A 12,079-nucleotide genomic window follows, 5' to 3' on the forward strand; every position below is an offset into this window, starting at 1 on the left:
CCTTTTGGGACGTTGAAGTGGCTGACTGGGCGTTAGCGGGGAGCTGCGACGGAATCGCGGGTCACCAACGGACAGCCCAGGATGGTGGGGTGGAGTGCCATCAAGGACAGGTCTTCCTTGCCCTCAATGGCGTCAATAAGGTGTTCCGTAGCCCAGGCCCCCATCTCGTAGTGGGGGAGGGCGACGGTGGTGAGGCCGGGGTGGAGGTTGGCGGCGATCAGTTCCTGGTCGTCAAAGCCCACTACGGAAAGGTCGCGGGGAATGTTGAGTCCCAGTTCGGCGGCCGCCCGGTAGGCACCCATGGCCATGCGGTCGTTGTAGCAGAACAGTGCCGTAGGCCTCTCCGTCCGCGAGAGAATGCGTTTCGCCGCCTCATAGCCGCCCTGCACTTCGGAGGCCTCGGACTCGACAGGTGCCGCATCGCCGTCGAGCCCTGCTTCGTTGAGCATGGCCCGGAAGGCCTGGAGCCGCTGGCGGGTTGCTGGCACATCATCGGTGTTGTTGATGAAACCCACCCGGGTGTGGCCGGCGTCGAGGAGGGCGCCTACAGCGGCGCGGGCGCCGCCATCCTCGTCCGGTACCACTGCGGTGATGTTCCCGCCAATGGCAACGGAGTCCACCAGGACCGACGGGACGCTGGCCAGGTTCTCCGGGAGTTCCACGTTGCGGTGGTACATGGTGGCGTAAAGGATCCCGTCCACACGCCGCTCCAGGAGGGCCTGCACGTCGGCTTGCCTTGATTCGAGGCTGGCTGAACCCGGGGTGTTGATGATCATGAGGTTGTACCCCCGGGCTTTGGCGGCCTCATCAGCGCCAAGGATGATCCTGCCCGCGTGGGGCGTTGTGGCGATTTCCTCGCTGACCAGCCCCAGCATGCCGGTCCTTTGCGTACGGAGGGCCTGGGCCAGGCGGTTGGGGCCGTAACCGAGTTCTTCGGCGGCCATCCTGACTTTGTCCCGCGTTTCGGGGCTGATCCGGGCATAGGAAACCTCGTTGAGGACGTGGGACACGGTGGTGACGGACACGCCGGCGGCGACGGCTACGTCCTTGATACCGATGTTCTTGCTGCTCATTGACTCCCACGTCCTTATGGTTGGTGACGCCCCCGAAGGGGCTATCAGTAGGCTACTCGTTGATGGTGGCGCTAGCCCTTGACCGCACCCAGCGTCATGCCCGCCACGATCTTGCGCTGCAGCAGGAGCGTCAGCAGGATGACCGGGATCGAGTACACCGCGGCGAGGGCCGTCATGGAACCCCAGTCCAGGCCGAACTGCGTTTGGAAGTTCGCGATCACCACTGGCGTTGTCTGGGAGCGGATCGCCGTCATCAGGAGTGCGAACAGGAATTCGTTCCAGGAAGCCAGGAAGGCGAAGATCGCTGTGACGGCGATACCGCCGGACACCACGGGGATGACCACCCGCCACAGGGCACCAAGCCTGCTGCATCCGTCCACGGTTGCGGCTTCTTCAAGGTCCCGGGGGACGGATTCGAAGAAGCTGGACATCAGCCAGATCGAGAGGGGCAGCGAGATGGTGGTGTGCGCAATGGACAGGGCTATGGGGGTGTCGGCCAGGCCTGCGGAGGACATCATGGACGCCAGCGGAATGCCGATGGCCACCGGCGGGACCATGCGGGTCACCAGTGCGGCCATGATGAACACGCGGCCGCTGGGGGTCTTGTACCGGGTGATGCCGTAGGCGGCCGGCACTGCCAGGACCAGTGACAACAGCGTGCTGATGACCGCTGTTTGGATGCTGTTGATGAAGGACGCCACCACGCCGCTGCGGCCCAGTGCGCTGGTGTAGTTCTCCAACGTCCACTCGCGGGGCAGGATGGTGGGCGGGACGGCGATGGTGTCGATCGGCGTCTTGAACGACGTGAACAGCAGGTACAGGAACGGGAAACCGTACAGCACCATTGCTACCGCCAGCAGGATCCACAGGATGGTCCGCGTGCTGCGCCGGCCGGCTTCGAGCCCTTCACGGTTGACCCCGCGACGCCGCAGTACGGGCTGGCTGGGTGAAGCGCTCGACGGCGGTGGCCCGGCTTTGGTGGTGATGCTTGCGGTGCTCATCAGTTGTCCTTTCCTGGCCGCCAGATGGTGGCCACCGCAACGAAGGCAATAGCCAGCATGGCGATGAGATAAATGGTGCCCATGGCGCTGGCCAGGCCCGGGTCACCGAAGCGGATCATGGTGCGGTAGATCAGCAGGCTCATCGTTTCCGATGCCGACTGCGGTCCGCCGTTGGTTTGGATCAGGATGGTGTCAAAAGCCCTCGCAGCGTCGATTCCGCGGACCACCAAGGCAACAGCGATCACGGGGCGCAGCAGCGGAAGGATGATCCGGAACAGGAGCGCCGGAGCCCGGGCGCCATCCAGGCGGGCGGCCTCGAGCAGGTCGCCGGGGATGTTTTGGAGGCCGGCGAAAAGCACCAGGCACATAAACGAGGTCGTGAGCCAGATATCTGGAATGGCCACCGAGAACAACACAATGTTGGGGTCGGACAACCACCCGATCTGGTTGGGGTCCGACAGGATTCCGGCTTGGTGGAGGAGCGTTCCGATGAGGCCGAAGTTATCGATCATCAGGAACTTCCACAGGAGGCCTGCAACGATCGGGGCGATCATCAGGGGGTAGAGGAACACGGTCCGCCAGATCTGGGACTTCTTGCCCAGGGCAGTGAAGAGCAACGCCATGCCGAGACCGAGGGTGAACTCCAGTGCTACCACCACCACGGTGTAGCCCAGGGTCCGCCATCCGGCGCTGGTGAAGGCCTCGGAGGTGAATGCGGTGACGTAGTTTTGGAACCCCACAAAATCGCGGGGGCCGCCGGCGATGGGGGAGATCTTGAAGAAGCTGTCCGCCACCAGGCGGAAGAGCGGGTAGGCCACGAATACGGCCAGGAACAGTGCCGCGGGCGTCATCAGATAGAGGGCGAAGCGGCGATCGGAGATACGCACGGTTTTCTTTTCTGCTGGTTGGGACCGCGGCCGGCACTGTCATTTGAGTGCTGATGGTGCCGGCCGCGGAGTCTTTACTTCAGGAGGTCCTGGATCTGATTCTTGGCATCGGCCAGGAGGGCGGAGGTGTCGCCACCGGCCACGGCCTTCTGCAGCAACGGGATCAGGACGGTATCAACGATCTGCTGCCACTTGGCGGTAGCGGGGCGGGTGGCCGTTGCCTGGCCGTTGAGGGTCTCGATGAGTGGCTTGAAGCTCTCGTAACCGGGCTGGTCCTGGTACTTCTGGAAGGCGCTGATCCGCGATGCCAAACCGAGCTTGGATTCGATTCCCTTGTCGTTGTAGTCGTAGGCGCACTTGACGAACTTCTTGGCAGCGTCAGTGTTCTTGGTTGCCTTGGGAACGGAGAGGTACCACGGTCCCGGTACGCCTGCGACGCCGGCGCTGCCGCCGATCATTGCTGCGGCTCCCACCTTTCCTGCCACGGGAGCGTCGGCGGGAATCTGGCGGTAGGCGTGGGCCCAGAAGCGGGTCATGGCCGTCTTGCCTTGGTTGAACAGGTTCTGAGCTGCCGCCCAGTCAACCTGTGCTGCACCGCTCGGGGCGTCCTTGGCCAAGCTCACGTAGAAGTCCAGGGCTTCCTTGTGGGCGGCGTTGTCGATGACCACGTTGTTGTCCTTATCCAGGACCATGGGGGAGCCGGCCTGGAGGACGTGGGCCAGCCATTCGGTTTCCACGGCGCCCTTGACGTCCGTGCCGTACATGCCGTCCTTGGTGAAGAACTCGGAAATGTCCTGGTACTGCTTCCACGTCTTGGGCGCTGCGAGCTCGTAACCGTACTTGGCTTGGAAATCGGCCTTGTTCTTGGCGTCCTCAAACAGGTCCTTGCGGTACAGGATGATCTCGGCGTTGGTCCAGGCAGGCAGGCCGATGAAGTGGCCGTCCACGTTGGCTTCCTTGACGAGCGCGGGGAAGATGTCCTTCTTGACGTCGTCGGTGAACAGTTCGTCGATGGGTTGGACGGCGTCCTTGAAGCTGGGCAACCAGACCGAGTCCAGGGCTGCTACATCGAAGGACACGTTGCCCGAGGAAAACTCGCTGGAAAGGCGGTTGAACATGCCGTCGTAGGGGAGTTCGACGAAGTTTACGTCGACGCCGGCGTCCTTCTTGCACTGTTCTGCGACGCCTGTGAGTTCAGCGTGACCACCCGCTTCGACCAAAACGTTGATGGAGTTGGATCCTCCGGATCCGCCGGACGAGGGTGCGGGACCTCCGGCGCCACAACCGGTGGCAACGAGTGCGACGGCGGTGCACAGCCCGCCGAGGGTGACGAGCTTGGAGATGGTGTTTCGAGTGGACATCGCTGTCGACTCACTTTCTCTTGAACGGAGTGGCAAAAACGGTGATGAGGTTCATTTGGGTGACAAATCGTTTTGCCAAAACGACTTGGCAAAAGTGTAGGCCTCCAATATTTCTGGTGTCAAGGGTCACGTTGGCGGCAGATCCGGAGCGGATCTTGCCAAAATACTGGCCAGGACTTTGGCGTTGACAGCCCTCACTGCTGCTCTTAGTGTTTCTCCCAACCCCCCTTGGATAAACGATTTGGCACGCTCGTGCCTGATTGCCACGCCGAGGTGCCGGGCTATGGACGAGGACTGACAGGAGATCCAGTGGGAACTGGCAGTAAGCATGAAATGACCGACCCGGGACGCCGAATGCTCGTGGGGGCAGGGGCTGTGGGCGCGCTGGCTGCGGCCTTGAGCCTTGGAACATCCCCAAACGCAGAGGCCGCGGAGGAGACTAAAGGGGGTCCCTTCAACTCGCCGAACGCCTATGACGTGACGGCTTGGAAGATCAAAGGAAAGCCCAAGATCACGGCGGAGTCGGATATCGGTGCCGTCATCAATGACATCATCGCTGACATAAAAAAGCGCCAGGCGACACCGGAGACCAGGCCGGGAGCCGTTGTCATCATTCCTCCGGGGGACTATGACCTTCTCACCCAAGTGGTGGTGGACGTGGACTACCTCACCATCGCAGGTTTTGGTCATGGCTTCTTCTCCCGAAGCATCAAGGACAACGTCGACACCACGGGCTGGGTGAACCTGCAGCCGGGCGGCAGTCACATCCGCGTTCTGACGCCACCTTCCGCGCCCCAGGCATTTCTCGTGCGCAGGAACGGAAGCCCCCGCCTGTCCGGGATCGTGTTCAGGGATTTCTGCCTCGATGGGGTTTCTTTCACTCCGGACGCGAACAGCTACAAAAATGGGAAGACCGGCATTGACGTCGCATCCGACAACGACTCCATCCACATCACGGGGATGGGGTTCGTCTATCTCGAGCACGCTCTGGTAGTCCGGGGCGCCGACGCCCTGCGGATCCACGACAACATGATCGCCGAATGCGGGAACTGCGTGGAACTGACCGGTGCCGGTCAGGCAACGATTGTCAGCGACAACCTGATGGGTGCCGGCCCCGAAGGCGTGACTCTTCTGGCCGAAAACCACGAAGGTCTCCTGGTCACAGGAAACAACTTCTTCCCCAGAGGACGTAGTCTCCTTGAGTTCACAGGCTGCAACCGCTGCAGTGTGTCTTCAAACAGGTTCCAGGGCTTCTATCCGGGCATAATGCGCCTTCTGAATGGATGCAAAGAAAACCTCATCACCTCCAACCACTTCCGCCGGGGCGCGGAAGGGTTTCCGCCGTTCATCGACCGCACCAACGGACTCGATGACCTCTACGGTGTCATCCATACGCTGGGAGACAACAACCTCATCTCAAACAACCTTTTCGCTTACGACGTCCCGCCGAACAAGGTTGTCCCTGCCGGTGCCCAGCCGACCATCATCCTGATCGCAGGAGGGGACGGCAACGTCATAGCCACCAACCACGTGGTCAGCAATGTTGCCACCCAGCACGTGGTTCTTGACGGATCGACCACCCATTCGAAGGTGCTCGACAGCGGAGCCGCCGCCACCATCACGTCATACAGCCAGGACACGGCCATCCGGCCCACACCCTGACGGTTAACGCATAAAGCACGACGGCGGCCGGCCACCTTGGTGACCAGCCGCCGTCGTGCTTCCCGAACCTTAGTCCGCCTTGACCGCCAGCACGGGGCAGTCAGCCTCCAGCAGGATCCGCTGGGAGACGCTGCCCATGATGAGCTTGCCCACCGGGCTGCGGCGGCGGAGGCCGATCACGATCAGCCCGGCGTCATGCTCATCAGCTGCGTCCAGTACTTCGGCTGCTGCGTCGTGGCCGCGGATGGGCTGCTTGATGACGTGCTGCACGCCCTGCGAAGCAAGACGTTCCTCGATGCTCTGGATGTCCGGCTCCTGGGCGTAACGGTTGTCCACCAGGGCGTCGCCCTTGGAGGAGTTGATGACCAAGAGAGTGTCATTACTCTTCTTGGCCTCGGCGATGGCCTGGGTCAGGGCCGCTTCGCCTTCCGGTGTAGGGACGTATCCCACCACGATGGTCATGGTTTCTCCTGTTTCCGATGGGTTGGGATGGTGGCTTCCGTGGTGGTTGACGGCGGCACGGACGCAACGGTGTGGTCCGCGCCGGGTTCAGCGTCGTCGTAGCCAATGGGCATGGCCTTTGCCGGACGGCTGCGCCGGATGAGCTTGAGCACCAGTGGCCACGCCAGGATGATGCCGATGATCACATAAATTCCGACGGCGATCGGCTCACTGAAGAGCCCGGCCGGGTCGCCGGCACTGAGCTGCAGGGTCTTGCGGAGCTGGCCTTCCAGGCGAGGGCCGAGGATGACGCCCAGGATGAGCGGCAGGACGGGGAGCCCGAACCGCCGCATCATGAAGCCGAGTGCGCCGAGGACCAGCAGGATCACCAGGTCGAACGCCTGCAGGTTCACCGAGTAGGCGCCCAAAGTGGCGAAGAACAGGATGCCTGCGTACAGGTACGGGCGGGGGAGCTGCAGGAGCTTGGCCCACAGGGGTGCCAGCGGAAGGTTGATCAGCAGGAGCAGGAGGTTGCCAATGAAGAGGCTGGCAATCAACGCCCAGACCAACGGTCCCTGGCTGGAGAAGAGCTGCGGACCAGGCTGGATGCCGTAGGACGTAAATGCTGCGAGCATCACGGCGGCCGTTGCGTTGGTGGGCAAACCGAGGGCCAGCATGGGAGTGAGCGTGCCCGCCGCCGCTGCGTTGTTGGCAGCTTCCGGCCCGGCCACGCCCTCAATTGCACCGTGTCCGAATTCTTCGGGGTGCTTGCTGAGGCGCTTTTCCGTGACGTAGGAGAGGAACGTGGGGATTTCGGCTCCACCTGCAGGCAGTGCGCCGAACGGGAAGCCAAACACTGTGCCGCGAAGCCACGGCTTCCAGGAACGCTGCCAGTCCTTCTTGCCCATCCACGGACGGCCAACCGGAATGATGTGCAGCGGAGTGCGGCGCAAATGGGCGGCTACCCACAGTGCCTCGCCCACGGCGAAGATGGCCACGGCCACCACCACAATGTCCAGTCCGTCGGACAATAGCGGAATGCCGAACGTGAGGCGGCTCTGACCGGTGACGGAGTCCAAACCAACCAGGCCGATGGCCAGGCCCAGGCCCAGCGAGGCAAAGCCGCGGAGACGTGACTTGCCCAGGACTGCGGTGACGGCCAGGAGCGCCAGCATCATGATCGCGAAGTAGCTGGGCGAGCCCAGGCTGACGGCGAACTTCACAACGATCGGCGCGCAGACGGCAAGGAGGGTGGTGCCAATGGTTCCGGCAACGAACGAGCCGATGGCCGCCGTCGCAAGCGCTTGGGCGGCGCGTCCCGCTTTTGCCATCTTGTTGCCTTCAATGGCTGTGACCACGGATGAGGATTCACCCGGTGTGTTCAACAGGATGGAGGTGGTGGAGCCGCCGTACATGCCGCCGTAGTAGATACCGGCGAACATGATGAACGCGCTGGTGGGTTCAAGGGCATAAGTAACGGGGAGGAGCAGTGCCACGGTCATGGCCGGGCCCAGCCCGGGGAGGACACCAACAGCGGTGCCCAGGATGACGCCGATCATGGCGTACATCAGGTTCATGGGAGTCAGGGCGGTGGAGAAACCGTCCATCAAAGAGGACCAGACGTCCATCAGAGGATTCCTTCCAGGAGCCCGGCCGGCAAAGCAATGCCCAGGCCGAGGTAGAAGCCGTAGAAGGTGAGCAGGGAGAGCGCCACGGAGATGATTCCGTCGCGGATGTACCGGCGGCTGCCCAGGGCAAGGACGCTGCCCCAGAACAGGACGGTGCCGGAGATGACCCAGCCGGCCCAGTCGATCAGCAGGATGTTCAGGAGGAATGCACCCGCCAACGGAAGGATGGTCTTCCAGTCCGCAGGATGGGTCAGGTCCACATCCTCGCCTTCTTCGGCTTCACCTTTACCGCCACGGAGAACGTTGATGGCCAGCATCACGGCGCAAATCAGGAGAATTCCGGCAACGATGAACGGGACCGTTTTGGGGCCAACGGGGTCTGACTTGGAGTACGGGGTTACCAGGCCGTTGGCGTCGAGGAAAACAAGGACGCCAACCACGCCGAGCAGGAGGGCTACCCCCAGCTCGGCGCGGCCTTTCAAGCCTGTTACTGCAGAGCTCACGCCAGACCAAGCTTGGTGAGGACGTCCGCCACCCGCTTGTCCTGGTCGGTCAGGAAGGTCTTGAACTGATCGCCGGTGACAAAAGCGTCCGTCCAGCTGTGGGTCTTCAGCGCTTGCTTCCAGCCCTCGGAAGCGTGCATTTTCTCCAGTGCGGCGATCAGGGACTGCTTGTCGGCGTCGCTGATGCCTGGAGGGGCCACCACGCCACGCCAGTTGCTGAACACCAGGTCAATGTTGGATTCCTTCAGCGTGGGTGCGTCCACGCCGTCGAGCCGCTTTTCACCGCTGGTGGCGAGCACACGGACTTCGCCGGACTTGATCTGCTCGAGGTACTCACCGGCGCCGGAAGCGGCAAAGCCGAGCTTGTTGCCCAGGATGGCGGGCAGGAGGTCGCCACCGCCGTCGTAGGAAACGAAGTTGACCTTGGTGGCGTCGATGCCAACGGCACCGGCCAACTGCATCGGCAGCAGGTGGTCAGGTCCGCCGGGGGAGGAGCCGCCACCTACGGAGATGGATCCCGGATCAGCCTTCCAGGCCTTCACAAGGTCGTCGATGGTCTTATAGGGGGAGTCCTTGCTGACCATGATGGCGCCCGGCTCTTCAATCAGCTTTGCCAGGGGCGTGGTGTCCGTCAGCTTTGACTGCGACTTGTTGGTGTAGCTGGCTCCCACGACGCCCAGGCCCATCAACATGGCGAGATCGCCATTGCCCTTCTCATTGACTACACGGGCCAGGCCGACAGTGCCGCCGGCACCGGCGAGGTTGAAGACCTCGGTGTTGTTGGCGATCTTCTCGTCATCAAGGACCTTTGCCGCTGCGCGGGCCGTGGTGTCATAGCCGCCGCCGGGAGTGTTCGGCACCATGATCTGGAGCCCGGTGATGGGTCCGGCTGCTGCTCCGGAGGTTTCCGAACCGGTGGAGCTCTTGCCTGTGGCACCGCAACCTGTGGCCATCAGGGCGAGGCCGGCGGCGACGGCGGCGACTCGCAATGCGCGGATCTGGCGCATGGTGTTCCTCTTCTCAGTTATGAATTCTGTCCAGGGCGGTCATCGTTGAGCCCCGGGAACTGATGCTAGGCGGGGGCGTGACGGCAATCACTCTTGTGTTCGCAGTGATCTTTAAGTTCATTGCGTTCACGGACCGCAAGGTCCCGGAAGGGTCTGGGGTATAGTTCCCGTACGCCACGCGGAGCACCCCCAGCCAGCTCCGATCACCGGCACCACCTAAGGAACCGCACCGTGACTCGACGCAGAGGCATGTCCCTTGCAGGGCAATACCTGGTACTGCAGTTGCTCATTGTGTTGGCTGTCCTGGTAGCTGTTGTGGCGATTTCCCTGGCCCAATCCGCCGAAGCCTTCGAACGGACTGAGGGGCGCAGGGCGTTGTCCGCCGCCGAAGCCCTGGGCAACAATCCCACCGTACGGGCACTCCTGCCCACGGCCGAACCACGTGGCGGTTCAGCGCTCCCGGCAGTTGCCGAGTCCGTCCGCACCGTATCCGGATCGGCGCACGTTGCCTTGGCCAAATTGGACGGCACCGTCATCACTGCCTCCGACCCCGGACTGATAGGCCGCAAACTTCCCTTGGGTGAAAGCAGGGTCATGGAGGGCCGTGCCTGGACCGGTGTACTCAACGCCAACAACAGCGAAGTCCTCTCCGCCCATGTGCCGGTCATAGACGATTCCGGAACCATGATCGGCATCGCCTCTATCAGCCGCAACTATCCCTCCATGCTGGAACGCCTGGGCGACGCCGTGCCCAACCTGCTCACCTACCTGGGCGTCGCAAGCGTCCTGGGGGTTGCCGGTTCGCTCCTGTTGTCCCGCCGCGTAAAACGCCAGACACTGGGCATGGAACCCCGGGAAATCACAGGTCTGGTGGAGAACCGCGAAGCCATGTTGCAGGGGTTGAAAGAAGGCGTTGTCGCGCTGGATCCCCACGAACGGATCACCGTGGCCAACCAAAGCGCCCGGCAGCTCCTGGGTCTTCCAGCGGACTGCGTCGGCAAGAAACTCCGGTCCCTTCATGTGGACCCTGCGCTGAAGACCGTCCTGACGCGCGACCAAGCAGACCCGGACCAGCTGGTGCTGGTAGGTGAACGGCTGGTGGTGATGAACCGGGTGGCCCTGCATTCGCACGGTCGAGACATCGGTTCCGTGACAACCCTGAGGGACCGGACAGAACTGTCCTCCTTGGAGAGCGAACTGGGCGCCACCCGTACGGTCACCAACACGTTGCGGGCGCAAGCGCATGAATTCGCGAACCAACTCCACGTCATTTCAGGCTTGATCCAGATCGGCGAATACGACTCCGTAGTGCAGTTCGTCAACGGCGCCACCGTGGAACGCACCCGGCTCAATGACGACGTCACCAGCCGCATCCAGGACCCCGCGCTCGCGGCCCTGCTGATCGCCAAGACCAGCCTCGCTACCGAACGCGGCGTGGACGTGCACTTGGATCCTGAATCCACTCTTTCGCCGGTGCCCGAGGAACTCTCCCGGGACGTCACCACCGTGGTGGGGAACCTGGTGGATAACGCGTTCGACGCCGTCACCGGGCGTGCGGGGGCAGCGGTCACCATCCTGGTGGCCGACTCGGTGGACGGCGTCGCCGTCACCGTGCGGGACAACGGCCCCGGCGTACCCTTGGATTCCGCAGAAGAGATTTTCCGGCAAGGCTTCTCCACCAAGGATCCGGGGCCAGGAGACGCCCGGGGCTTTGGGCTGGCGCTCTCGCGGGTGATTTGCCGGCGCAGCGGAGGGGACCTGACCGTGGCCAACGACACTGGTGCCGTGTTCACCGCCCGGTTCACAAAGCAGGATTCACACGCAAAGAAAGAGGCAGCGCAGCCGTGATCAAGGTCCTGATCGTCGACGACGACTTCATGGTGGCCAAAGTGCACGCCGGGTTCATCCAGAGAACACCCCACTTTGAAGTGGTGGGAGTGGCCCACACCGGAGCCCGTGCCGTGATCGAAACCGAACGCCTTCAACCCGACCTGGTGCTATTGGACATCCACCTTCCGGACATCAGTGGCCTGGACCTGATGCACCAGCTCCGGGACGTGGCCCCGGACCTGGACGTACTGGTGATCAGTGCCGCCCGGGAAGTGGAGACAGTGCGCAAAGCCCTGCGTGGCGGGATAGTGCATTACCTGATCAAGCCGTTCTCCCAAGCGGACCTGCAGGAAAGGCTGGAGCACTATCTCAGCGCCTACCAAGGACTGGATTCTTCCAAGGACCAGGCTGAACAAGCCGACGTCAACCGGGTATTCGGTGTCAGCGTCTCGGAGCGGTCACTGCCCAAGGGCTGCAGCGTGGAGACCCTCGAATTGGTCGAATCCGCGCTCAAGTCCGCGCTCGGAGACCTGTCCGCCGCCGAGGTTGCCGAACAGCTGGGAACTTCCCGTGTGAGCGCCCGCCGCTACCTTGAGTACCTCCACGACGAAGGTGCCTTGGACGTCCGCCTCAAGTACGGCGTCGGACGTCCGGAGAGGCGGTACATGCTGAAGGGGCGGTGACGG

11 protein-coding genes are annotated in these 12,079 nt (G+C 62.8%); 3 read left to right on the forward strand and 8 right to left on the reverse strand.

Annotated elements, in window-relative coordinates; genetic code table 11:
- Positions 1-32 precede the first annotated feature (32 nt).
- From LRQ04_RS09515 to LRQ04_RS09530, 4 genes are all read right to left on the reverse strand, one after another.
- Entirely contained in the window at positions 33-1,073 is a 1,041-nt protein-coding gene (locus LRQ04_RS09515; protein WP_235519810.1) for a LacI family DNA-binding transcriptional regulator, read from the reverse strand.
- Between the two features lie 71 nt (positions 1,074-1,144).
- On the reverse strand, positions 1,145-2,074 hold the full coding sequence (locus LRQ04_RS09520) for a carbohydrate ABC transporter permease (RefSeq protein WP_235519811.1): 930 nt from the start codon (positions 2,072-2,074) through the stop codon (positions 1,145-1,147).
- Positions 2,074-2,961: a carbohydrate ABC transporter permease gene (locus LRQ04_RS09525; protein WP_235519812.1), complete on the reverse strand. Its 888-nt coding sequence runs from the start codon at positions 2,959-2,961 to the stop codon at positions 2,074-2,076. The genes LRQ04_RS09520 and LRQ04_RS09525 overlap by 1 nt, the downstream gene beginning before the upstream one ends.
- A gap of 74 nt (positions 2,962-3,035) precedes the next feature.
- Positions 3,036-4,322: an ABC transporter substrate-binding protein gene (locus LRQ04_RS09530; protein ID WP_235519813.1), complete on the reverse strand. Its 1,287-nt coding sequence runs from the start codon at positions 4,320-4,322 to the stop codon at positions 3,036-3,038.
- Positions 4,323-4,655: 333 nt separating this feature from the next.
- Between LRQ04_RS09530 and LRQ04_RS09535 the strand changes: the two genes are divergently transcribed.
- A complete protein-coding gene (locus tag LRQ04_RS09535) occupies positions 4,656-5,984 on the forward strand; it encodes a NosD domain-containing protein (protein WP_235519816.1) in 1,329 nt (442 codons plus the stop codon).
- A gap of 69 nt (positions 5,985-6,053) precedes the next feature.
- On the opposite strand, the gene LRQ04_RS09540 is transcribed toward LRQ04_RS09535, so the two are convergent.
- Genes LRQ04_RS09540 through LRQ04_RS09555 form a run of 4 tightly spaced genes read right to left on the reverse strand, consistent with a single transcriptional unit; the run spans position 6,054 to position 9,563 of the window.
- Positions 6,054-6,446 carry a universal stress protein gene (locus LRQ04_RS09540; protein ID WP_235519818.1) on the reverse strand — a complete coding sequence of 131 codons (393 nt, stop codon included), beginning with the start codon at positions 6,444-6,446 and terminating at the stop codon, positions 6,054-6,056.
- A complete protein-coding gene (locus LRQ04_RS09545) occupies positions 6,443-8,053 on the reverse strand; it encodes a tripartite tricarboxylate transporter permease (RefSeq protein ID WP_235519820.1) in 1,611 nt (536 codons plus the stop codon). Before LRQ04_RS09545 ends, LRQ04_RS09540 begins: the two co-directional genes overlap by 4 nt.
- Positions 8,053-8,556: a tripartite tricarboxylate transporter TctB family protein gene (locus LRQ04_RS09550; RefSeq protein WP_211713922.1), complete on the reverse strand. Its 504-nt coding sequence runs from the start codon at positions 8,554-8,556 to the stop codon at positions 8,053-8,055. The genes LRQ04_RS09545 and LRQ04_RS09550 overlap by 1 nt, the downstream gene beginning before the upstream one ends.
- Positions 8,553-9,563, reverse strand: coding sequence for a tripartite tricarboxylate transporter substrate binding protein (locus LRQ04_RS09555; RefSeq protein WP_235519821.1), 1,011 nt, complete (start codon positions 9,561-9,563; stop codon positions 8,553-8,555). The genes LRQ04_RS09550 and LRQ04_RS09555 overlap by 4 nt, the downstream gene beginning before the upstream one ends.
- Positions 9,564-9,812: 249 nt before the next feature.
- On the opposite strand from LRQ04_RS09555, the gene LRQ04_RS09560 reads away from it, so the two are divergent.
- Positions 9,813-11,411 carry a sensor histidine kinase gene (locus LRQ04_RS09560; RefSeq protein WP_235520106.1) on the forward strand — a complete coding sequence of 533 codons (1,599 nt, stop codon included), beginning with the start codon at positions 9,813-9,815 and terminating at the stop codon, positions 11,409-11,411.
- Entirely contained in the window at positions 11,408-12,076 is a 669-nt protein-coding gene (locus LRQ04_RS09565) for a response regulator (protein WP_235519823.1), read from the forward strand. The genes LRQ04_RS09560 and LRQ04_RS09565 overlap by 4 nt, the downstream gene beginning before the upstream one ends.
- Positions 12,077-12,079 lie beyond the last annotated feature (3 nt).

It is taken from the genome of Paenarthrobacter sp. AR 02, from assembly GCF_021538675.1.
Lineage (GTDB): Bacteria > Actinomycetota > Actinomycetes > Actinomycetales > Micrococcaceae > Arthrobacter.